The 23142-nt window shown below is 41.6% G+C and carries 18 protein-coding genes; all 18 read right to left on the reverse strand.

Translation table 11 applies throughout. The annotated features are described in order from the left end of the window. Window positions 1–4 precede the first annotated feature (4 nt). Window positions 5–1906, reverse strand: coding sequence for a DNA mismatch repair endonuclease MutL (gene mutL / locus AKG37_RS11870; RefSeq protein WP_060699015.1), 1902 nt, complete (start codon window positions 1904–1906; stop codon window positions 5–7). Between the two features lie 21 nt (window positions 1907–1927). Beyond that, on the reverse strand, window positions 1928–4504 hold the full coding sequence (gene mutS / locus AKG37_RS11875) for a DNA mismatch repair protein MutS (protein ID WP_060699016.1): 2577 nt from the start codon (window positions 4502–4504) through the stop codon (window positions 1928–1930). A 124-nt stretch (window positions 4505–4628) separates the two neighbouring features. Further along, window positions 4629–5174 (reverse strand): outer spore coat protein CotE, encoded by a 546-nt coding sequence (gene cotE / locus AKG37_RS11880; protein ID WP_041084785.1) that lies wholly within the window; start codon window positions 5172–5174, stop codon window positions 4629–4631. Window positions 5175–5582: 408 nt separating this feature from the next. Then, window positions 5583–6017 (reverse strand): regulatory iron-sulfur-containing complex subunit RicA, encoded by a 435-nt coding sequence (gene ricA, locus AKG37_RS11885; RefSeq protein ID WP_060699017.1) that lies wholly within the window; start codon window positions 6015–6017, stop codon window positions 5583–5585. A gap of 1 nt (window position 6018) precedes the next feature. Then, on the reverse strand, window positions 6019–7545 hold the full coding sequence (gene miaB / locus AKG37_RS11890) for a tRNA (N6-isopentenyl adenosine(37)-C2)-methylthiotransferase MiaB (protein WP_060699018.1): 1527 nt from the start codon (window positions 7543–7545) through the stop codon (window positions 6019–6021). A 159-nt stretch (window positions 7546–7704) separates the two neighbouring features. Then, window positions 7705–8886, reverse strand: a complete 1182-nt coding sequence (locus AKG37_RS11895) for a glycine C-acetyltransferase (protein ID WP_149865088.1) — start codon at window positions 8884–8886, stop codon at window positions 7705–7707. Beyond that, window positions 8883–9947 (reverse strand): L-threonine 3-dehydrogenase, encoded by a 1065-nt coding sequence (gene tdh, locus AKG37_RS11900; RefSeq protein ID WP_060699020.1) that lies wholly within the window; start codon window positions 9945–9947, stop codon window positions 8883–8885. The genes AKG37_RS11895 and tdh overlap by 4 nt, the downstream gene beginning before the upstream one ends. A 173-nt stretch (window positions 9948–10120) precedes the next feature. Continuing rightward, on the reverse strand, window positions 10121–13162 hold the full coding sequence (locus tag AKG37_RS11905; protein WP_060699021.1) for an efflux RND transporter permease subunit: 3042 nt from the start codon (window positions 13160–13162) through the stop codon (window positions 10121–10123). Window positions 13163–13364: 202 nt separating this feature from the next. Then, window positions 13365–13625, reverse strand: a complete 261-nt coding sequence (spoVS, locus tag AKG37_RS11910; protein ID WP_003211281.1) for a stage V sporulation protein SpoVS — start codon at window positions 13623–13625, stop codon at window positions 13365–13367. Window positions 13626–13827: 202 nt separating this feature from the next. Next, window positions 13828–14622 (reverse strand): TIGR00282 family metallophosphoesterase, encoded by a 795-nt coding sequence (locus AKG37_RS11915; RefSeq protein WP_060699022.1) that lies wholly within the window; start codon window positions 14620–14622, stop codon window positions 13828–13830. Between the two features lie 90 nt (window positions 14623–14712). Continuing rightward, entirely contained in the window at window positions 14713–16275 is a 1563-nt protein-coding gene (gene rny, locus AKG37_RS11920; RefSeq protein ID WP_003211958.1) for a ribonuclease Y, read from the reverse strand. Between the two features lie 233 nt (window positions 16276–16508). Next, window positions 16509–17684 (reverse strand): serine hydrolase domain-containing protein, encoded by a 1176-nt coding sequence (locus AKG37_RS11925; RefSeq protein ID WP_060699023.1) that lies wholly within the window; start codon window positions 17682–17684, stop codon window positions 16509–16511. A gap of 143 nt (window positions 17685–17827) precedes the next feature. Continuing rightward, window positions 17828–18871 carry a recombinase RecA gene (gene recA, locus AKG37_RS11930; protein ID WP_060699024.1) on the reverse strand — a complete coding sequence of 348 codons (1044 nt, stop codon included), beginning with the start codon at window positions 18869–18871 and terminating at the stop codon, window positions 17828–17830. Between the two features lie 179 nt (window positions 18872–19050). Next, on the reverse strand, window positions 19051–20301 hold the full coding sequence (locus tag AKG37_RS11935) for a competence/damage-inducible protein A (protein WP_060699025.1): 1251 nt from the start codon (window positions 20299–20301) through the stop codon (window positions 19051–19053). A 16-nt stretch (window positions 20302–20317) separates the two neighbouring features. Then, window positions 20318–20899 (reverse strand): CDP-diacylglycerol--glycerol-3-phosphate 3-phosphatidyltransferase, encoded by a 582-nt coding sequence (gene pgsA, locus AKG37_RS11940; protein WP_060699026.1) that lies wholly within the window; start codon window positions 20897–20899, stop codon window positions 20318–20320. A 75-nt stretch (window positions 20900–20974) separates the two neighbouring features. Continuing rightward, window positions 20975–21874 carry a helix-turn-helix domain-containing protein gene (locus AKG37_RS11945; RefSeq protein ID WP_060699027.1) on the reverse strand — a complete coding sequence of 300 codons (900 nt, stop codon included), beginning with the start codon at window positions 21872–21874 and terminating at the stop codon, window positions 20975–20977. Between the two features lie 23 nt (window positions 21875–21897). Next, a complete protein-coding gene (locus AKG37_RS11950) occupies window positions 21898–22689 on the reverse strand; it encodes a DUF3388 domain-containing protein (RefSeq protein ID WP_003211480.1) in 792 nt (263 codons plus the stop codon). A gap of 131 nt (window positions 22690–22820) precedes the next feature. Continuing rightward, complete coding sequence (locus AKG37_RS11955) at window positions 22821–23078, reverse strand: DUF3243 domain-containing protein (RefSeq protein WP_041109118.1); 258 nt, start codon at window positions 23076–23078, stop codon at window positions 22821–22823. Window positions 23079–23142 lie beyond the last annotated feature (64 nt).

The raw sequence follows: 23142 nt of genomic DNA on the forward strand, positions 1-23142 counted from the left end.
TATATCACATCACCCGTTTAAACATTTTCTCCATTTCATAGGTCGAGTGATGAATGATGATTGGCCGGCCGTGCGGACAGGTGAATGGGTCCTTCGTTTGCCGGAGTTCATCTAACAAGGCTTTGATTTCATCATGACGCAAATGACGATTTGCTTTGATTGAGCCTTTACAGCTCATCATAATGGCCGCTTCTTCTCTTAGTTTCTTGATATCAACACGCTTTTCATCCAGCACTTGCTCTATAATCTCTTCGATCAGTTCAGCCTCTTCACCTTTCGGAAACCACTGGGGATGCGAACGAACGATGTAGCTTCCAGATCCGAAAGGCTCTAAGAAGACACCCACTTTCGCTAAAATATCCATATGCTCTTCAATAATCAGTATATCGTTTTTCGAGTAGTGAAATGTTAATGGGACAAGCATTTCTTGCACTTCCTGTTCAATCTCTCCTACCTTCTCACGATAATACTCATACTTGATTCGCTCTTGAGCCGCATGCTGATCTATGATATAAAGCCCTTGTTCATTTTGAGCCAAAATATATGTGCCATGCATTTGCCCAATTGGATACATCACAGGAACACGTTCGTTTTCTGGAATCGTTTCTGTAACATCTTCTTTTAGTACTGTCTCTTCATATTCAAGTGAAGCTGCGGATTCCTCTAAATGAACATTCTCAGCTGGAGCTTCTTCATAAAATGTGGGGGATGATGCTCCCTGCTTCTCCTGCTCAGGCATCTCGTCTGATGCGGCTTGGCTTGTCTCGTATACAAACGATTCGAGCGGCTCCGGCTGATAGGATCGCGGTGATTCCGTCCGGATTGGGGTTCCTTGTTTCGCATCAAAGGTTAAGGATTGCTGCTCATTTTTCACTGATGGCATTGGTGCTTTTTTTGGCACTGAAGCGCTTGGAATGAGCTGCTGCTTTTGAAATACTTCCTTAATTCCTTGTTTAATCAGCTCATGAAGTTCCTGCTCTTTACTTAGTCTCACTTCAAGCTTCGAGGGATGAACGTTCACATCAACTAAAATTGGATCCATCTTCATCTCAATAAATGTAATCGGATGGCGGCCAATCGGAAGCAGTGTGTGATATCCTTCATGGATCGCTTTCACAAGAGGAAAATGCTTGACATATCTCCCGTTTACAACAGAAGACATATAATTCCGTGATGCTCTTGTCACTTCTGGTAAGGAAATATAGCCTTTCACTTCAAAATCAAGCGATTGGACGTGAAGCAGCAGCATTTTTTTCGCCACAGCTGTCCCGTAAATGGCCGCAAGCACATGACGGACATCTCCGTTTCCATTCGTCTGAAGCAGGACTTTCCCTTGATGACGCAAGCGGATCGATACTTCTGGATGAGCTAGCGCAATTCGGTTCACAACATCTGATATATTCCCAAGCTCCGTATGAACGGTTTTCATATATTTTAGGCGGGCTGGCGTATTGTAGAATAAGTTGGTGACCACAATTTCCGTACCGCGGCGGCCAGAGGTTTTTTTCTCTGATATGATCTTCCCGCCTTGCAGAGCTAGATGTGTCCCAGCTCCTTCACCAGTACTTGTCTTCATTTCTAAATGAGAAACAGATGCGATACTTGGCAGCGCCTCACCTCTGAATCCGAGGGTTCTTACACGGAACAGATCATTTTCATCTTTGATTTTACTCGTTGCATGACGCTGGAAGGCGAGCTTACAATCTTCAGCATCGATTCCAACACCATTGTCAATGATTCTAATAGAAGAAAGACCTGCTTCTTCTACATCGATTTCAATGACTGTACTTTTTGCATCGATCGCATTTTCTACAAGCTCCTTTACGACAGAAGCCGGGCGCTCAACCACTTCACCTGCAGCAATTTTATTGGATAGGTCATCGGATAACTGAATAATCTTTGCCATTTTTGCTCACCTCACCTTACATTATAATTTCTTTTGCAATTCATATAGCTTTGTCATGGCTTCAAGCGGCGTCATATCCATCAGGTTGTATGACTTTAATTCGTCGATGACCGCTTGATCTTTCTGTTTCAAAGCAGCTTTCGTTTGCGGTTTTTCATCTACTTCAAAGAAGGAAAGCTGCTGTTTTTCCTCAGCCTTTTTTGCTTTTGGTGCTGCAGATACATGCGGGGTCACGTCATGTGAACCGCTCTCAAGCTCCGTTAAGATGGTCTGAGCTCTATTAATGATCGCATCAGGTAATTCAGCCAGCTGCGCTACATGGATACCATAGCTTTTATCAGCTGCACCTTCTTTGATTTGATGTAAGAAAACGACCGTTCCCTCATGCTCTTCAGCTCGCACATGAACATTTTTCAGCTCGCTTAATTGCGATTCAAGAACCGTGAGCTCATGGTAATGTGTAGAGAATAGCGTTTTCGCCCCAATATGATCATGAACAAATTCAATGATCGCCTGCGCAAGCGCCATTCCATCATAAGTGCTTGTCCCGCGGCCAATTTCATCAAATAAAATCAAGCTGTTTTTCGTTGCGTGCACCATCGCATTTTTCGCTTCAAGCATCTCTACCATAAAAGTACTTTGACCAGAAATCAAATCATCTGCCGCACCAATGCGTGTAAAGATTTGATCAAAGATCGGAAGAGTCGCTTTTGATGCAGGCACGAAGCAGCCGATCTGCGCAAGAATCGAGGTGAGTGCCATTTGTCTCATATACGTACTTTTCCCTGACATATTCGGTCCAGTGATGAGTAAGGTTTGTCTACCTTTTCCCATCTGGCAGTCATTCGGCACATATTCTTGGTGATCCAGCACTTTTTCAACGACAGGGTGGCGCCCATCTGTGACATCTACTTCATCCTTTGAGAATTCCGGACGGATATAACGGCGTTTTTCACTGACAGTCGCAAAACATTGAAGCGCATCCAGCTCACTCATTTGTTTTGCAAGCAGCTGTAATCTAGGAATATAGGCTTTCACTTGCTCTCTGAGAGCTGTAAAGAGCTCATATTCCAATTCGTTAATATTTGATTCTGCTTCAAGAATCAGTGCTTCTTTTTCTTTTAATTCAGGTGTGATATACCGCTCTGCATTGGCAAGCGTTTGTTTTCTTTCATAACGGCCTTCCTCCAGCAGATGTGTATTCGCGCGTGTCACTTCGATATAATAACCAAACACTTTATTAAACCCGACTTTTAAGGAGCGAATGCCGGTATATTCTCTTTCTTGCTGTTCAAGCCGTGCAATCCAGTCCTTTCCGTTTCTGCTAGCATCACGATACTCATCCAATTTTGCATTGTAGCCGTCTTTAATCAAATTGCCTTCTTTTATCGTCATCGGCGGATTTTCATAAAGGGCTCCTTCTAATAATTCAAGCAAGTCACCACAAGGGTCAATCTCATTCGCTCTTGATTTTGCCATTTCCTCTGGCAGTGAATGAACGAGGTGTTTAATATCTGGTACTTGTTTTAAGGATTCCTTGAGCTGAATGAGGTCACGGGCATTCACGTTTCCAAATGCCACGCGGCCCGCTAGTCGCTCAAGATCATATACTTGCTTTAACCGCTCGCGCAGATCCTCTCGCTCGAAGAAATGATCCATCAGAATTTGCACCATTTCCTGGCGCTCCTTGATTTGCGAAAGGCGAATTAACGGCCGGTCGATCCATTGCTTGAGCAGTCTGCCGCCCATCGCTGTTTTTGTTTCATCTAACAGCCATAATAAAGAGCCTTTTTTGCTTTTTGAACGAATGGTTTCTGTTAATTCAAGGTTTCGTTTTGAGTAAAGATCGATTTTCATCGTTTGTTCAAGCTCAAACACTTCAACTTGCTGAAGGTGATCTAAACTTCTCTTTTGCGTTCTTCTTAAATAGGCATATAGTGTTAAAAATGCTGATTTCAGATGATGATCAAGGTGGGAAACGAGTCGCTCAGCTTCCTCTATTAATTCATCACTATCTTCGTATGAAATGGTCGCCTGGCAGCGTTCTTTCAGGGTTTTTACTGTTTCCTCATCCAGCTGCTTTGACACTACAATTTCTTTTGCACCGACAGAATAAATTTCTGATACAACTTCATCTAATCGATGAATGAAACCAGCCATGTTTTCCCCTGTTGATAAATCAGAAAGCGCAAGACCATATCCATTTTGAAAGCTGGTAACAGACGCAATGAAGTTGTTCTCGTTTTCACTTAAGCCTTTACCATCCATGACGGTACCAGGTGTAATCAGTTGAACGACTTCTCTTTTGACCACACCTTTTGCCGTTTTAGGGTCTTCCACCTGCTCGCAAATGGCGACTTTGTAGCCCTTTGAAATCAATTGTTCTATGTATCCAGAAGCAGAATGATAAGGAACGCCGCACATTGGAATTGTACCGCCGTCTCTGCTTGTTAATGTAATTTCTAGTTCTTGTGCCGCTTCTTTTGCATCATCAAAAAACATCTCATAAAAATCGCCTAAACGAAAAAATAAAAAGGCATCTTGATAATCTGCCTTGATCTTTAAATATTGCTGTATCATGGGCGTATAACTTGCCATATTTCTAATCCCTCACTATATTACTTTCGAATTCATACCATCTTACATTATAGCATAAAAATTCCCCTTTTTTCTCCTAGATCAGACACAAAAAAACTAGGGGGATATGCGCCCTAGTCATTTATTACTCTTCTGGATCACCTGCTAGGAATTCTGGATGTATATCCTCTAACTCCTCATCCACCTCTTCTTCCCACTCATGATCATCTTTTTCTTTCCAGCTTGAATCGACCTCTACGACAATTTTTGTTTCTCCCACTACTTCAGCAATGAATTCACGCTCTGCCTGAACGATAATTTTATTGCCATTAGGAGAAATAGTCACTTCTAAGCAATTCGGCTGCTGCAGCACTTTTGCAATCACTTCATGCTCATCATCAAGGAAATTTTTATCTTTATATCTCAGTTTGATGATGTCAACATATTTCACACGCTCTGTGACGACTTCTGTTTTTGTGTTGTCTGCGTATGAGTACCATACGTTAATATCAAATGTTCCTTCGATCTCAACAGTTTTACCGACCTTTTCAGCATCATACTTATGATTAATGATCCAACCACCTAGGATACTGGTTGGTTTTTGCGATGGAGAAATGGTGTGTGTGCTTTGGGTGAATTTCCTCCCTTTTGCAACCACCGCTTTTGTAATAATTTCTCTGTATTCAGACATTCCGGCATGCCTCCTTGTTCTTGATCGTTTTATCTTATGCTGGGCATTCGTCTAGTGTGTCACGATTTTGAACTTCATGTTCAATTAATTTCATTTCTGTTTCAGTGTATGCATGGTCGCCCATAAACTTGCCTTGAAAATTGGAAAAGTTGGAGAGTGTGAGATTGGGGTTGACTGGAATGGTGTCATTTGATGTAATGAAGATAGTAGCCCTTCTTTATATAGGGAGGGGATTTTATGAGAGAGTTTCATATTGTAATAAATATTTTTGGAGTAAGCATTGAGTTTCAATTCAAATCTTTTAATCTGTAAAATCAATTCATTCTTAGTTGATAACACATCAATAGTAGCAAAATACAAATAACATATATTCTATATAATAAAAAACCCCGCATCTGCGGGGTTTTCTCATTTAATGGAGCAACTTGGTGATGAGTTTTTCACTTTTGAACCGGTTTCTCCTAATAAAAGGTCGCCGCCGGTTGAAAGAATAATTTCATCCGTTACTTGATTAGAAATCGTATGTGCGACAAGCTGAAGAAGGGAGTTGACTTCCATTTGTGATTCTTTAAATTCTTGAATCACTGGGATTTCGTCCAGTTCCTCCTGCAGGGCGTCGATTTTTTCTTCGACTTGCTTTAAGGCTTCCTGTTTGCCGTAATGCTTTAAATTCACGGCTTGTTTTTGAAGTGCCTTAATTTGATTAATGATCGTCGCAATTTTTGTATTTTCATTGATTTGCGCTTCTGCTTTTTTGAAGAAATCCACTTCTTCTGTTTCAGAAATCATTTTAGCGAGCTCTCTTGCACGCTCGACAATGTCTTTCTTTGAATAAAGCGTCATTTTAATTCACCTCGATAGCTTCTCCAACCATTTCTCCGTCAAGAGACCAAGTTTTCGCTTGTGTGATTTTCACTTTGACGATGTTGCCAATCGCTTCTTTTGGTGCTTTAAAATTCACAAGCTTGCTTTTACTTGTATATCCGGCTAGGATCTCAGGGTTGTTTTTACTCTCACCCTCTACTAATACTTCGACAGTCTGCCCTTCATATTCCTTCATTTTTTTCGCAGAAATTTCATTGACGAGTGCATTCAGGCGCTGCAGACGTTCCTTTTTCACACGCATTGGCACGTTGTCTTTCATTTTCGCTGCCGGTGTTCCTTCTCTTGGAGAATAAATGAATGTATAAGCGGCATCAAACTCAACCTCGCGATAGAGGGAAAGTGTTTCTTCAAACTGCTCATCTGTTTCATTTGGGAAACCAACAATAATGTCCGTAGTTAATGAAGCATTCGGCATGGCTTCTTTGATTTTACGTACAAGATCAAGGTAGCGCTCGCGGTCATATTTTCTCGCCATGAGTTTCAGCACAGAAGAACTTCCGGATTGAACTGGCAAATGAATATGATCAAGTAGGTTTCCGCCCTTAGCAAGCACTTCAATTAAGTAATCATCAAAGTCACGCGGGTGACTGGTTGTAAAACGGATTCGCGGAATATCAATTTTTCGCAGCTCATCCATCAGGTGGCCAAGACCATATTCCATATCCTCAAAATCTTTTCCATATGCATTCACGTTTTGACCAAGAAGGGTAATTTCCTTATATCCTTCAGCAGCTAAACGTCTAACTTCTTGAATAATTTCATCTGGGCGGCGGCTTCTTTCCTTGCCGCGCGTGTAAGGCACGATACAGTATGTACAGAATTTATCACAGCCGTACATAATATTTACCCAGCCCTTGATTTTCCCTTGACGAGCTCTCGGAAGGTTCTCAATCACATCGCCTTCCTTCGACCAAACCTCAATCACCATTTCTTTTGAAAGATAGCATTCAGATAACAGCTCTGGCAGGCGGTGAATGTTGTGCGTGCCGAAAATCAAGTCAACAAATGGATGCTTCTTCAAAATACGGTTAACGACAGATTCCTCTTGTGACATACATCCGCAGACACCTAAGATTAAATCTGGTTTTTCACGTTTTAATGCTTTTAAATGACCAAGCTCTCCGAACACTTTGTTTTCTGCATTCTCACGAATAGCACAAGTGTTTAATAAGATGACATTCGCATCTTCCGTTGAGTTCGTTGGTTCATAGCCAAGCGCCATAAAAATACCAGCCATCACTTCTGTGTCATGCTCATTCATTTGACAGCCATATGTGCGAATATAAAACTTGCGGCCGTTCCCTAACCCTTGAAACTGTTCGTCAATTTGAAATTGATTGTATTCGACTTCTTCTTTACCCCGTTTTTTTGCATCTTTTAAGGAAGGCGGAATGTACACAGCTTCAAAATATTTGCTGTAGTCCTTCTCGGATTTTTTGTCCGATGAACTCACTTGTCCGCTCGCTTTTCTCTGCTCTTCATTCATGAATTTGTACTCCTTTCAAACCAAGTTCCACCCTACAGTATAGACTATTTTGTAATGAATTGAAAATAAATTCATCTGCGGTTTTTCTATGAAAATTGCCTATTCAGCCGGACCGTCACGATCATTTTTCACAAAAAGAAAAAGAGAGTCTCTGCTCTCTCAATCAAGTATGTTCAATTTTTTTGCTTCTTCTTCGATTATCGTCAGTGCTCGGTCTAGTTCTTCTTTTGTATGCTCGGCTGTGATGATGGCTCTAATTCTTGCTTTTCCTTTTGCCACAGTCGGGAAGGCGATGCCTTGAGCAAATACGCCTCGTTCTATTAAAGCCTTTGAAAAACGGAAAGTCAGTGCTTCGTCTCCAATCATGATTGGGATAATCGGTGTCTCTGTTGGGGCGACCTGGAATCCAAGGCGGATGACCTTTTCTTTAAAATAAGCAGCGTTCTCCCAAAGTGTATCGATTCGCTCCGGTTCATCTAACAGCACTTCAATCGCCTCTTCACACGCTCTAGTCACAGCTGGCGGATGTGAGGTGCTGAATAAAAACGGTCTTGCTTTATGTTTTAAATAATCAATTAAAACCGCTGAACCAGCCACATAGCCTCCAAGCACGCCAACAGCCTTACTAAGTGTCCCAACCTGAATGTGCACTCTGCCGTCGAGTTTAAAATGGTTGACTGTCCCGCGGCCATTCTCACCAAGCACGCCCGAGGCATGCGCATCGTCTACCATCACAAATGCATCATATGTTTCTGCAAGCCTGACAATCTCAGGAAGTGGAGCGATATCACCATCCATCGAGAACACACCGTCTGTTACGATGAGACGGACGCGGTAATTCATAGATTTTTTTAAAATCTTCTCAAGCTCTTCCATATTGGAATGACCGTACACCTTTTTATCTGCTTTTGTTAATCGGATCCCATCGATAATTGAGGCATGATTCAGTTCATCCGAAATGACAATATCATCTTTTGTCAGGATACTTGATAGCACCCCCTGGTTCGTCGTAAAGCCTGATTGGAACACAAGGGCTGCCTCTGTCTTTTTAAATGCAGCGAGCTTTTTTTCAAGACGTTCATGCATTGTCATTGTGCCGGCGATGGTTCGTACGGATCCTGTCCCTGCACCGAATTCATCAATTGCCTCTTTTGCCGCTTTCATCAGCCTTGGATGTGAGCTGAGTCCTAGGTAGTTATTTGAGGAGAGTTGTATGACAGATTGTTCATTTAAAGTAACAGTGGATGATTGTTTTGAGTCGATCTCTTTCAATGTTTGGTGGGTGCCTTGCTCCTTCATTATTTCCAATTCATCTTGTAAATACGTGAATTCCTTCATCATTTCTTCCCCCTTTGATATGATGGCATCATCAATACGACTTTGCCGCATGTACCGTTCCGCATGAGTTCAAATCCCTTTTCGAACTCTTCAAAAGGCAGCGTATGGGTGACAACTGGTTTTACATCAATGGTATTCGTTCTTAATAGCTCAGATACTTGACGCCACGTCTCAAACATTTTTCTCCCCGTGATCCCTTGCACGGTTAATCCCCTAAACACAATTTGATTCGTAATGTCAATTGTCACTGGTCGTTCTGGCAAGCTTAGTATATTGACTTTCCCTCCATTTGCACAAGCTTCAAGTGCTTGATTAATGGCTGCTGGATGACCTGACATCTCACACATCACGTCTGCCCCTTCCATGCGCGTGAGCTGCTTAATGATCGCCACTGGATTATCTTTTCCGATATCCACGATATGGTCTGCACCCATTTTCCGGGCAAGATCCAGCCTGTATTCATTTTTATCAACAGCGAACACTTGGACAGCCCCAGAGGCTTTTGCAACAGCGATGGCCATTAAACCGATGGGTCCACAGCCAAAAATCGCCACTGATTTACCTGAAATAGGTGTGTGCAAAACTGTATGGACTGCATTGCCAAGCGGCTCTTGTATAGACGCAAGCTCTACTGGCATTTGAGCTGAATTGTGCCACACATTTTGTTCAGGTACTTTGACATATTCAGCAAAACAGCCATCAATGTCTACCCCTAAAATTTTCGTTTCACTGCACAGATGCTGCTGCCCAGTTAAACACATAGAGCACTGATTACATACAACATGCGTCTCAGCCGATACAAAATCCCCTATTTTTGCTCGTGAGACTTGCTTCCCCGTCTTGACAACTTCACCTGTAAATTCATGTCCGAAAATATAGGGCGCTTTGACTCTGCCCTTTGCCCATTCATCCCAATTATAAATATGCACGTCTGTTCCGCATATCGAAGTGGCTTTCACTTTTATCAATACTTCATCATCTTTGATTTCTGGAATCGGCATCTCCATCAGTACCGCTCCGTAAGCGCTTTCTTTTTTAACAATCGCTTTCATCGTTCCACACATGACGTACAACCCCTTTGTTAAAAAACTTCTCCCAATCAGATTTTAACACGTCTTATTTTAAGCGTAAACACCACTGTCCACTCTAAAAAAACAAATGAACACCCCACATATTTTTTTGAATCTTTTTCTAAAAAAAAGCAAATCTCCGGTTGAAAGGAGATTCGCTTTCATTGTCATCGTTTCTTTGAAACGGCAACATATAACGCTGGCACAATGAGTAAAGTGAGAATCGTTGAGAAAAAGACACCTGATACTATGCAAATTGCCAGCGGTTTAAAAAGTGGATCTTGACTTAATGCAACAGGCATTAAGGCAACCAGAGCTGTAAATGCCGTGAGCAAAATCGGTCTAATTCTTGCTCTTCCCGCTTCAATCACAGCTGTCTGTTGATCAAACCCTTGCTTGCGCCGCTGTTCAATAAATTCGAATAGGACGACCGCATTTCGGACGACGATGCCTGCCAATGAGACGATTCCCATTGTTGCCATAAAACTGAATGGTGTTTGAGTGACAAACAGTCCGATAATGGCGCCTGATACAGCTAAGTATACTGTTCCTAGAACTAACAGCGGAAGCATCAATGAATTGAACTGGAAAGCGATCGTCACATAAATGAGCAGCAAGACAACCGCAAATAAGAGACTAATTTCAATAAAGAACTGGGTCTGATTTTCATTTTCTCCACCTTGTGAAATGGTCAGATCCTTCGCTGCCGCGCTTTTCCCCACTTGATGAACGACTTCTTTCATATCGTCTTTAAACGAATCTGACACGCCCGGGTACGCCTTCAGCGTAATGGTCGGAACTCCATTTTCATGCGGAATACTCTCGTACTGCTCTGTCTCTTTTTCTTTCACGTACCGGCTAAGCGGTACTAGTGAAGGCATACCACCCTCAGTATTCACAGGTACCTTGATTTCTTTTGGCTTCAATCCATTTTGATGTGTGCCCATATCTTGTTTCACTACTAAATCGATATCATTTGTGCCTTGTTTAAAGGTTCCTAATGGCATTCCTTCTGTTACAAGACCAAGCTGTCTACTGACAAACTGAGCACTGAGCCCATCCTCCGCCATTCGATCACGGTTTAATTCAAAGGAGATCGTTTTTACCGGCTCATTGACATCATCTGTGATCAAGCTCGCCCCTTTGTCTTTCATTTCATTTGTCAGCGTTTTTTTGACATCAATGAGTTTTGAAAAAGAGTCACCCGCAACCTTTACTGTCACTGGCGCTCCAGTTGGCGGACCTTGAACAATGGTTTTCATAAAGATATCAGCCTCTTTGTATTCCTCACGTAAAGGCTCGGTCATACGATCTATCAACGCCTTACTTGTCATCTGATCATTGTCTACTCTCACGACAATTTGACCCGTATGGTCACTTGCATTTGAAATACTTTCATTAAACAGGTTCGGGACACCGCCGCCTGCAAAAATCGCTGTTTCTTCAATTCCTTTTTGCTGTTTTATCTCTTGCTCTATTTTCTCTAGTGTTTCATTTGTTTTGTCTAATGTTGTTTCACTAGGAAGTGTGACAGTGACAACCACTTCTTTCTTATTCGCCGCAGGGAAAAATTCAAATGGTGTGACAAAAATAAGTAAAAAGGCAAGTGTTGCAATGAGTAAACCACTGAGTCCAATCAGAAGCGGCCGCTTTACAATGTTTGTCAGCACACGGTCTGCATAGACATCAGCCAGTTTTTTTAATGGTTTGCCTAGGAATCCCGGCTCTTTTTGAATCTGCCTGTTCTTTCTTTTTCTGTTCACAGTGTATTGATAAACTGGCACAAGTGTCAGTGAAATCACCATAGACGCCAGCACAGTCGTGACTAGAACAGACGGTAACGCCCGAATAAATGAACCGTTTGCACCTGATAGAAAAACAAGTGGCAAGAAGGCAAACACAACGGCAAGTGTTGATGTCAAAATGGACCCTGCGACCTCTTTCACCCCTGCAATCGTTCCTTTAAGCGGATTTTCGTATTTTTTCATCTGTCTTAGAATGTTATCGTTCACGACAATGGCATCATCCACAAGTATCCCTAAAGCAATGATAAAGCCGATGATTGAAATTTGATTGAGGTCCACTTGTAAAAATGGCAGCGGAATGGTTCCAATTGTGATTGATAATGGAATGGCGAGTGAAACGATAAACGCCCCGCCAATGGTGAGACCAAGTGTGGTGACGATAATGACAGCGATGACCGCAACTATGGCTTCTTTTAATAAATCATTAAAAATGGCATCCACTTCACTTTTTTGTGAATAGTAGTCTATCCACTCCACCCCTTTTGGCAGCTGCTTTTCTTTCTCAATGACATCACTGACTTTGTCATACATTTTAGGAATATCAAGCCCTGGTTTTATATTCACAGTAAATGAATAGGCAGGCTTTCCGTTATACGACACAATATCACTTTTCTCTTTTTCTACTTCTTTTAAGCTGCCAAGCTGACTAATTGTGACTGGCTCTCGGTTCGTTTTTGAGAAAATCTCAATCTTTTTGATTTGATCTAAGCGATCATATGTATCGATGGACAGCTTGACCTTCTCTTTGCCTGTCCGAATATCACCTAGTGGAGCAGTATCAAATTCCTCTTTGATGGCATTTGTGACATCCGTCACGCTTAACCCTTCATCTTCCAGCTTACTTGAATCTAAGTTTAATACCGCTTGTTTGTCATTGAATCCTTTAATAACGACACTGTCTACCCCTTTGATGTCTTCTACTTTTTCCTTCAACGCACGCAGCGATTCCTGACTTTTTGCTAAATCAGATGATTGACTCGACACAATCATGTAAGAACCAACCGGCATGTTGCCGAACTCATCTTTTACATCCGGCTCCATCACTCCGTCGGGAAATGAAGATGCAGCACTTGTGGTTTCATTCTTAATTTGACTTGCCACCTTTTGAAAATCAGCTTGATCATCAATTTCAAGTACAATACTTGAAAATCCGATGGCAGAAACAGAGCTCGTTTTCTCTACACCATTGATATCAGATAAGGCCGATTCTAACTTATTGGTGACATCTCTTTCCACCTGTGCTGCATCCGCACCAGGAAAAATGGTAGAAATCGTGACGATATTCGCCTGGAATTCTGGCAGTTCCCTTTTTGGAAGCTGTGTAAATAAATAGCCTCCAGCAATGAGAACGATAAAAAATAAAATAAAAACAAGCTTTCCTCTTTTCAAAAAAGCTTCAATCATTATTTCACCTACTTAAATATTTATTTTTGATGAAGTAATTTTAACTTAACCTTAATTTATCATCACGGTGAAAAAATGCAAGCTTTATTATGTAATTTTTATCTATTTCAGGAACTGAATAAGTTATACAAGAAATGTATAGCGGTAAACAAAAACAACCCGCTTACATGATGTAAGCAGGTTGAAAATAATAAAATTAGAATTATCGTGGCTCAACAATTAATTTGATGGCTGTTCTTTCTTCTCCATCGATAAGAATGTCAGTAAAGGCTGGAATGCATATCAAATCCACTCCGCTTGGTGCAACAAATCCCCTTGCAATGGCAACCGCCTTGACCGCCTGATTCAGAGCCCCAGCGCCAATTGCTTGTATTTCTGCTGCACCGCGTTCACGTAAAACGCCGGCTAATGCTCCTGCTACTGAATTCGGATTTGACTTTGCTGAAACTTTTAAAATTTCCATTTCTGCTCCCCCTTAAATTTACAATGGATAAGTGAGTGTTCATTAGAACAATCTTTGTTAGATGATGCTATTTTTTTGAAATCCCATCCCCAAAATGTTTTTCAAAAATAGCAGGCTACCTACCATTTTTACTATATTCACGATAGAGGGCGCATATTCCTTCTTTCTGATTAATATTTTTCTGAAATAAATATGTGAACATTTATTCAAAGAAAATATGGTCATCATTTATCAAAATTCGATCAATTTTGACAGCTTTTTTCGACTGTTCGTCAATTTCTACTATGACTGCACTTAAAGTCGTGCGGCCTTCTGCAATTTCAAAACGAACTGGAAGACTTGTTTTGAATCGTTTAATGATTGTTTCTCGGTCAACCCCTAAAATGCCATCATAAGGACCTGTCATTCCAACATCTGAAATATACGCAGTTCCTTTTGGCAATACGCGGTTATCGGCTGTTTGAACATGTGTATGCGTTCCAACGACACATGATGCACGGCCGTCTGTATACCAGCCCATCGCTTGCTTTTCACTTGTGGCTTCACCATGAAAATCAATAAAAATAAACGGTGTACGTTTGGATGCTTCCGCAATTAATTCATCTACTTTTTGAAATGGGCAGTCAATTGGCGGTAAAAACGTACGTCCTTGCAGGTTGATGACAGCCAGCTCTTTTCCTTGTTTTTTAATAAACGTGAGACCTTTTCCTGGCGTACCTTCTGGGAAATTGGCAGGACGAACCATATTGGCCGCGTCATCGATGAAATCGAAAATGTCTCTTTTGTCCCATGTATGGTTGCCCATTGTGAGCACATCAGCTCCTGCTTGCAGTAGCTCATGATAGATTTTTTCAGTCAGACCTTTCCCGTGAGCAGCATTTTCGCCGTTGACAATGGTAAAGTGCGGCTGATATTTTTTCTTTAGCTTTGGCAAGTATTCTTTCAGTGTCTCTCTGCCAGGTGAACCGACGATATCTCCAACAAATAATATTTTCATGCGCTTTTGAACCCTTTCTCTTATAAATTGATCTTCTTATCAGTGTTGCACATTTACACAAAAAAATAAAGCGGCGCTAAGCGCACCGCTCTATTTTGCATACTCTACTGCGCGAGTTTCTCGAATGACCGTCACTTTAATGTGACCAGGGTAATCGAGCTCGTCCTCAATTCGCTTACGAATATCCCTTGCTAGACGGTGAGCTTCAAGATCATTAATTGAATCTGGCTTCACCATAATACGTACTTCACGTCCAGCCTGTATCGCAAACGATTTTTCAACACCTTCATAAGATTCAGAGATATCTTCTAATTTCTCAAGTCTCCGAATGTAATTTTCAAGCGTCTCACTTCTTGCACCAGGGCGTGCTGCAGATAATGCATCAGCTGCCGCAACAAGAACAGCGATAATAGATGTCGGTTCTTGGTCACCGTGGTGAGAGGCAATACTGTTGATGACAACAGGATGCTCTTTATATTTCGTCGCAAGCTCAACGCCAATTTCTACGTGGCTTCCTTCTACTTCATGATCAATGGCTTTTCCAATGTCATGCAGAAGACCTGCTCGTTTTGCAAGCTTTGCATCTTCTCCAAGCTCTGAAGCCATGAGACCTGCAAGATGTGCAACCTCAATTGAATGCTTCAGGACATTTTGTCCATAACTTGTACGGAATTTCAAGCGGCCGAGAATTTTGATAAGATCCGGATGCAGACCGTGAACTCCGACTTCAAATGTCGTTTGCTCACCCATCTCGCGGATATAATCATCGACTTCACGGCGTGATTTTTCCACCATTTCTTCAATTCGTGCAGGATGAATGCGGCCATCCTGGACTAGCTTGTCCAGAGCTATCCTCGCTGTTTCACGTCTAATCGGATCAAAGCCCGATAGTATGACAGCTTCAGGTGTATCATCTATGATCAAGTCAATACCTGTTAACGTTTCTAACGTACGGATATTTCGTCCTTCACGTCCGATAATACGACCTTTCATCTCATCATTTGGAAGATTGACTACAGATACCGTTGTTTCAGCCACATGATCAGCTGCGCAACGCTGTAACGCAAGTGAAAGAATGTTTTTCGCCTTTTTGTCGGCCTCTTCTTTCGCTCGGTTTTCAGATTCTTTCGTCATGACTGCAATGTCGTGGGAAAGCTCATTTTCAACTTGATCCAGAATGATTTGTTTCGCTTCATCTCGAGTTAAACTTGAAATGCGTTCTAACTCGGCTTTCTGCAAACGAATCATATCATCCACTTTGCTTTCCATCTCTTCAATATGTTGTTGTCGTTCATTCAGAGAATGATCTCTCTTCTCCAACAGGGACTCCCGTTTATCTAAAGATTCGTCTTTGCGATCAAGATTTTCCTCTTTTTGAAGTAAACGGTTTTCTTGTCTTTGAAGCTCATTACGTCTTTCACGAACTTCTTGCTCCGCCTCTACACGAAACGAATGAATTTCATCTTTCGCTTCCAAGAGCGCTTCTTTCTTCAATGCTTCCGCATCACGCTTTGCATCCTCAACAATTTGTTCGGCCATGTTTCTTGCGCCGGATATTTTTGCTTCTGCAATGGTTTTACGAACAAAGTAGCCAACAACTAAACAGATTAGGCTCAGCAAAATGGAGATGATCGTAAACATCGTAGGCGACATATTTTCACCTCCTCTTGCTATGAACTTGGTTTTACAAATAAAGTGTCGGCATGTACATTGTTTTGTGTCTCAACATACAGGGCCTTCACAGGGAATGAGATCCTCACTGCCCTTGTCAAGTTTAAATTAGTTATCAATCATGTTAAGAAAAACAAGTGATACATTCCCATTGTAATTGTGTCGGAAATACTTGTCAAGCTTGCTATCTTAGCGTTTGCAAAAGCAGATCAGAATTATTCTTGATTCAGCAGCCGATATACTTTATTGTTCACTTGGCCCAGTTTAGTGTTATTTTGTATATTTGAGAACAAAACAACAATGGTATGCCCAGATTTGCTAAAGCTGTTCAAAATGTTGAAGCCCGGCACGACACCATGGTTTGAATAGCTACCTGGATCAACATAAAATCCCATACCGTATGTGGAGCTGCTTCCTGGCGTAAACATCTTTTTATAGCTCTTCTGCGAATACAGCTTGCCGTCTATCAGGGCTTGGTCAAATTTGTACATATCTATAGCCCTCATATAAATATCTCCTGCACCATACAGCTGAGATAGATCGGGCATATACGGTGTAACCGTTCTGCTACCTTTCAGCTTATACCCGACAGCAGGATAAGGTTCTTTTTCATATGTTTTATAAAAGCCTGCATGCGTCATTCCTGCCGGTTTAAAAATATGATTCTTTATATATTGTTCATAGGAATCACCGCTTACTTCAGCAACAATATAAGCAAGAACAGAATAGTTGGAATCCTTGTAGCCCCATACGCCAGGCTGACGATTAATTCCCTGACGTTCTATATCTTTTATTAAATCGTCCGGAGTAATTGCGCCGTTTCCCTCAATATGTCCGTTTATTCCCGATGTATGTGTAAGCAGATTTTTCAAAGTAATCGTTCGCCCGTTAGGGAAATGAGGTAAATACGTGCTTACCGGATCACTTGTCCGGAGTTTCCCCTTTTCCTCAAGCTGTAAAATAGCGGTTGCAATCAGCGCTTTTTGTGACGAACCGACATAAAAAGATGTCAATGGATTATTTCGAATTTTTCGTTTACGGTCTGCATAACCAAAACCTTTATTTACTACGATTTCTCCATTTCTAACAATCATAGCTGTTCCGCTGAAACCGATCGCATTTAAATAACTGCTGATTTTGTGATTGCGGTCCACTGTTTTGATTTGTTCCTCTGCTTTTTTGGCGGTTTTCCTTTTGACTTCTTTTTTCTGGCTGTTTTCTAAAGCTATTGCAGTTTTTTGAAACGGGTTGTTCTCTTCACTATTTCGATGGAGTGCATTCCACATCGTAAAGCAAATCATCGCTGCTAAAAAAACAAGCACAAGTTTTCCCCTCTGACTCGGTTTTCTCCATCTGCGTTTTGTAGTTCCTCTGCGGGTCGGGCTTGTCATTATTTTTTCCTCCCGAAATAAATTCGATTTTGTACACTTTAGACGGATGAAGTACTGGAAAAGTTGTCGAAATTTTTTTGCAAAATAAAAAAGGCTGAGTTTTTTCACCCAGCCTTTTTTATCATTTCATACTGATTTTATTTTTATTCTAATTCTAATTGTTCTAGCGCCTCTTCAGATTCCTGCTGCGCTACTCCGTTATTATCCAAGCCGTAATGTTCGCGAATTTGCTCCTGGATCATCAGCATGATATCTTTATTTTCTTTTAGGAACTGTTTCGCATTTTCGCGGCCTTGTCCAAGACGTTCCTCTTGGTAAGAATACCAAGCACCGCTCTTTTGTACGATATCTAGCTCGCTTCCAAGGTCGATGATTTCTCCCTCTTTTGAGATCCCTTCACCGTACATAATGTCTACTTCCGCAATACGGAATGGCGGCGCTACTTTGTTTTTCACTACTTTAATTCTTGTTTTATTCCCCATAATGTCATTGCCCTGTTTCAGCTGTTCAGCACGGCGCACTTCTAAACGAACAGACGAATAGAACTTCAGCGCACGTCCACCAGGCGTTGTTTCAGGGTTACCGAACATGACCCCAACTTTTTCACGGATTTGGTTAATAAAGATGGCAATTGTTTTCGATTTGTTGATGGCACCTGATAGTTTACGAAGTGCTTGGGACATCAAACGTGCTTGAAGACCAACGTGTGAATCACCCATGTCTCCTTCAATCTCTGCTTTTGGTACAAGAGCAGCTACAGAGTCAATAACAACAATGTCAACTGCACCACTGCGGACAAGAGCTTCGGCAATTTCAAGAGCTTGTTCTCCTGTATCCGGTTGAGAAAGTAGCAGTTCATCAATGTTGACACCTAGTTTCTGAGCGTAAACTGGATCGAGGGCATGCTCTGCATCAATAAATGCAGCTTGTCCTCCCTGCTGCTGAACCTCAGCAATGGCATGAAGTGCTACTGTCGTTTTACCAGAACTCTCTGGACCATATACTTCGATAATACGGCCACGGGGATATCCGCCTATTCCGAGCGCAGTATCAAGTGCTAACGAACCACTCGGTACTGTTGAAATACGTGTATCTGTTTGCTCTCCTAGTTTCATAATAGAGCCTTTACCAAACTGTTTTTCTATTTGTTTAAGAGCCATATCTAAGGCTGCTTGACGATCACTCATTCTATTGTTTCCTCCTTTATCAATTCCACTATCTATACTATACCTTGTTTCAAGTCATTTGCCAAGAAAAAAACGAACACATATTCGATTTTTTTCTCGGCAAATTGTTTAAGAAAAGAGTGGTTTCTATTAGAAAAAAACGCTCTTTTATAAAGGAGTGAACCTAACAAAAAACAAAATTAACTCTCTTTTAATAAATTGAGTAAGTGATGCAGACCATATTTCACAGCACGCTTTCGAATGCCTGAGCGGCTGCCTGTAAACATCCATTCAAACACATCTGTCTGGTCTTTTGTAGATAGTCCGATAAACACTTTTCCGACCGGCTGTCCCTCTTGACTTGCAGGGCCTGCCACGCCGGTAAAACTAATACCAATATCACTTCCAGTCAGCTTTCTAACCCCTTCGGCAAGCTCTAAAGCACACTCTTTGCTGACGGCACCATGGGAAGACAGTGTTTCCTCGCGGCATCCGAGCAACTGCTGCTTGACTTGATTTGTATAGCAGACCACACTTCCGTTCAAAATCGAAGAGGCCCCTTCAAGATCTGTCAGCCATTCGGAGAACATTCCGCCAGTCAGGCTTTCTGCTGCTGCTACTGTTTTCCCGTGTTCGTGCAAGGCCTTAGACGCTTCGCGGACAAGTGATGTTTCTCCATATCCATAGAAGTACTCACCTACCCGCTCTAAAATTTGCGCTTCTGTTTCTTTTAACAGACGCTCCGTTTCTTTTTCATCCTCATGCTTAGCAGTAAGCCTTAGCGTCACTTCACCGTCAGATGCAAGTGGCGCAATCGTCGGATTGGTTTGAGCATCAATTAAATCTTCTAGGTCTGTTTCAAGCTGTGACTCACCGATTCCGAAGAAGCGCAAGACAACAGACACGATTTTTTCCTTTAAGCCAAGTTTCTCAGAAATCAACGGCTTTGCCTCGTTTTCAAACATCGGATGCAGTTCACTTGGTGGTCCAGGAAGCAGCATATAAAACGTATCGTTTTCTTGAACAAACATACCTGGAGCCATCCCGAACCGGTTCACAAGCACATCAGATCCTTCTAGAACGAGTGCCTGTTTGCGGTTGTTCGGTGACATATCACGGCCGGTCTTTCGAAAGTAGTCTTGAATCGATTCAAATGCTTCTTCATTTAGCACAAGCTCTTTCCCGAGCGTGCTCGCAATAGTTTCTTTTGTTAAATCATCTTTGGTTGGTCCAAGACCACCTGAGAAAATAATAAAATTGGATCTTTCCTGCGCCACTTGAATGGCCCTTTTTAAACGCTCTGGATTGTCACCAACTGCTGTGTGGTAATAAACATTTACACCAATTTCAGCTAGTTGTTTGCTGATGAATTGTGCATTCGTATTCGTAATTTGCCCTAGCAATAGTTCGGAACCGACTGCAATAATTTCTGCTTTTCTCTCTGACTTCAAAGCGTACACGTCCTTTTTAGTTAGAATTCTTTAAAGCTTCCCAGTTTTTCGCAAAGTAATCCCAGCCTGAGACAACAGTGAAGAACACCGCTACCCACATCGCCAGATCACCAAACGGGAATGATACTAGTTCAAACGGCAGGTTATGCAGTAAAAGTGCTGAAATCGCAATGATTTGCGCCCATGTTTTCACTTTTCCAAGCATATTGGCGGCCACTACTTCACCGCCTCCGGCTAATACAAGCCTTAGACCTGTTACAGCAAATTCACGGCTAATGATCACAATCGCCATCCATGCCGGTGTGAGGTCGTATTGAACAAGTATAATTAAAGCAGCTGAAACAAGCAATTTATCTGCAAGCGGATCTAAAAATTTACCAAAGTTCGTCACCAAATTAAGCTTACGCGCGTAGTATCCATCAATCCAGTCAGTTGTTGACGCGACAATAAACAAGATCGCTCCAACGAGGTGCGTTACGTCGATGCTGACATCTCCAAAGCGCGCAACACCCCAATCTAACGGTGCAAGCATAATGATCATAAAAACAGGGATCAAGGCGATCCTAGAAAGAGTTATTTTATTCGGTAAGTTAAACATAAAATCCCAATCCTCCAATAATGCAATTTTTTATGTATATATAATAGTAGGAACAAAAGAAAAGTCATCTACTGCTTAAGATGACTTTTCCTTTCCTTTATTCACAATCACAATGTTTTGTGTCATGGTGTTCTTAGGGTCTAATTCGTACTTGAGCGTCTCATCATTTACCTTGATCTCAATTCCGGACGCATTGCCTAGACGGATATCGACCTGAGAAAGATCAGACAGGTCTGTTTTAAACGATTCGCCATCTTTTAGTTCACCCATCTTCAGCACATTTCCAGATTCGTCTCTTACACGCAGCCACGAAGCTTGCGAGGCAGAAATGGTTAACTCCATCTCATCTGCACCTGATGCTTCATACGTTGTCGTTGAGCCTTCTGTATTCGTTGCCTTCAAAGATACAGTTCCATCGTCTTTTGATGAATCATCCTTTTTAGATGATTTTTCTTTATCCGCAGGCGAAGCTTTTTCTTTTTTCTTTTGATCTTTTGCAAGGGATGAATCCTCAGATACTTCATATTTAGATTCTGATTTCTGAGGAGCCGCCTGATTATTCTTCTGTCCACTATCATGATTGACCGCCTGCACGATCACATAAATGATGGCGATGACCACAAGGATGCCTGCAATAATTAAGATTGTCGGCAATAGTTCAAGCACTTTAGAGGCAGGCTTTGGCAGCTCTCTTTGCGGCTTAATATTAGATAACTTATCAGATACTTCATCGTTATACGTGCTTGGAACATCCTTACGAAATTCTTCGAACAATTGTTCAGGATTCAGTCCAACGGCTTCGGCATATTGTTTAATAAACGCTCTGACGTAAAATTTACCTGGAATAATATCATAGTTTCCTTGTTCGATTGCTAGCAAATAACGCTTTTGGATCTTGGTAACCGTCTGAAGATCCTCCAGCGACATCCCTTTTTCCTCTCTGGCCTCAACGAGCCGTTTTCCCAATTCAGTCAAAACAAACACCTACCATTACCATATTAAAAATCGAAGCCAGAAAAACCAGAATGATCAAACACTTGTGGTTCTTCAGCATGCTCATATGTAATCTCTTCATCTGCACTATTACGCAATTCAATGATATAGTCAAAATCATCCATTGTATATTCTGAATTTTGAATAAAAATGTCTGGATGCTCAACCACCTTTGTTGCCGGCAGTCTCATAATTTCTCTTAAAAGCTGCAAGTGCTTCTCAGATCCTCTTCGAGTCGACACAATCCCATCAATAATAAAGACGTTATCTGGGCTGTATTCATCTGCGATCAGCTGACTTCGGATCGTCTGTTTCAAAAGTGTAGACGATACAAACAGCCATCTCTTGCTTGCACAAACACTTGAAGCCACAATTGATTCAGTTTTTCCAACACGCGGCATACCGCGAATCCCAATCAATTTATGTCCTTCTTTTTTAAATAATTCAGCCATAAAATCAACAAGCAGTCCAAGCTCGTCCCTTTCAAAACGGAACGTCTTTTTGTCATCCGCATCACGCTGAATGTATCTTCCGTGGCGGACAGCTAAGCGGTCACGCAGTTTTGGCTGTCTTAATTTCGTTACTTTTATCGTTTCCATTGTATTTAAAATTGATTCAAGGCGCTTAATTTGATCTGTGTGGTCACATCGCAAAAGCATTCCGCGTCTTGATACATCAACACCATTGATTGTCACAATATTAATTGAAAGCATCCCCATTAAAGAAGAAATGTCTCCTAAAAGTCCGGGACGGTTTACTTGTATCTCATATTCAAAATACCATTCGAGCTTTGCCAAATGATATTACCCCCTTCATTGTGGCAAATTTTTACCTTCCTTTATCATAAAGCATTTTCACCTTTTTAGAAAGCACAATGTTGTGAAACGGTTAAAATAAAAAGAGGGGCACAAACGACCCCTCTTTTTGTTTAGTGCGAGCTATTATTTTCAACCAGCTTGACCATCATATTTGCTATGGCACGCTGCTCATCTTCTGATGCAACGCTCCAAAGGTCAGCAAGTACTCTTTCTTGCTCGTTCTTTGCTTCAACTTCGTTTGCTAGATATCCGCCAATTTCATACGCAAGGTTATTGATGGTCTCACCTTCTAAACCTTTATCCTGCGCATGATTTAAGCGATCACCTAAAAAGTTTTTCCAATGGTCCCAGTTCTCAAGTACAGACATGTCGATTCCTCCATTTGAAAAGATGAATTACAGCCATAGCTTTTGTCATGGAGGGACGAATTAT

Source organism: Bacillus australimaris (assembly GCF_001307105.1).
Taxonomy (GTDB): domain Bacteria; phylum Bacillota; class Bacilli; order Bacillales; family Bacillaceae; genus Bacillus; species Bacillus australimaris.

What these genes read in the sequence shown, in the direction of transcription:
- mutL (WP_060699015.1), bottom strand. Translation starts at nt 1,906, where the DNA reads ATGGCAAAGATTATTCAGTTATCCGATGACCTATCCAATAAAATTGCT.
- mutS (WP_060699016.1), bottom strand. Translation starts at nt 4,504, where the DNA reads ATGGCAAGTTATACGCCCATGATACAGCAATATTTAAAGATCAAGGCA.
- cotE (WP_041084785.1), bottom strand. Translation starts at nt 5,174, where the DNA reads ATGTCTGAATACAGAGAAATTATTACAAAAGCGGTGGTTGCAAAAGGG.
- ricA (WP_060699017.1), bottom strand. Translation starts at nt 6,017, where the DNA reads ATGACGCTTTATTCAAAGAAAGACATTGTCGAGCGTGCAAGAGAGCTC.
- miaB (WP_060699018.1), bottom strand. Translation starts at nt 7,545, where the DNA reads ATGAATGAAGAGCAGAGAAAAGCGAGCGGACAAGTGAGTTCATCGGAC.
- AKG37_RS11895 (WP_149865088.1), bottom strand. Translation starts at nt 8,886, where the DNA reads ATGATGAAGGAATTCACGTATTTACAAGATGAATTGGAAATAATGAAG.
- tdh (WP_060699020.1), bottom strand. Translation starts at nt 9,947, where the DNA reads ATGTGTGGAACGATGAAAGCGATTGTTAAAAAAGAAAGCGCTTACGGA.
- AKG37_RS11905 (WP_060699021.1), bottom strand. Translation starts at nt 13,162, where the DNA reads ATGATTGAAGCTTTTTTGAAAAGAGGAAAGCTTGTTTTTATTTTATTT.
- spoVS (WP_003211281.1), bottom strand. Translation starts at nt 13,625, where the DNA reads ATGGAAATTTTAAAAGTTTCAGCAAAGTCAAATCCGAATTCAGTAGCA.
- AKG37_RS11915 (WP_060699022.1), bottom strand. Translation starts at nt 14,622, where the DNA reads ATGAAAATATTATTTGTTGGAGATATCGTCGGTTCACCTGGCAGAGAG.
- rny (WP_003211958.1), bottom strand. Translation starts at nt 16,275, where the DNA reads ATGTCGCCTACGATGTTTACGATCATCTCCATTTTGCTGAGCCTAATC.
- AKG37_RS11925 (WP_060699023.1), bottom strand. Translation starts at nt 17,684, where the DNA reads ATGACAAGCCCGACCCGCAGAGGAACTACAAAACGCAGATGGAGAAAA.
- recA (WP_060699024.1), bottom strand. Translation starts at nt 18,871, where the DNA reads ATGAGTGATCGTCAAGCAGCCTTAGATATGGCTCTTAAACAAATAGAA.
- pgsA (WP_060699026.1), bottom strand. Translation starts at nt 20,899, where the DNA reads ATGTTTAACTTACCGAATAAAATAACTCTTTCTAGGATCGCCTTGATC.
- AKG37_RS11955 (WP_041109118.1), bottom strand. Translation starts at nt 23,078, where the DNA reads ATGTCTGTACTTGAGAACTGGGACCATTGGAAAAACTTTTTAGGTGAT.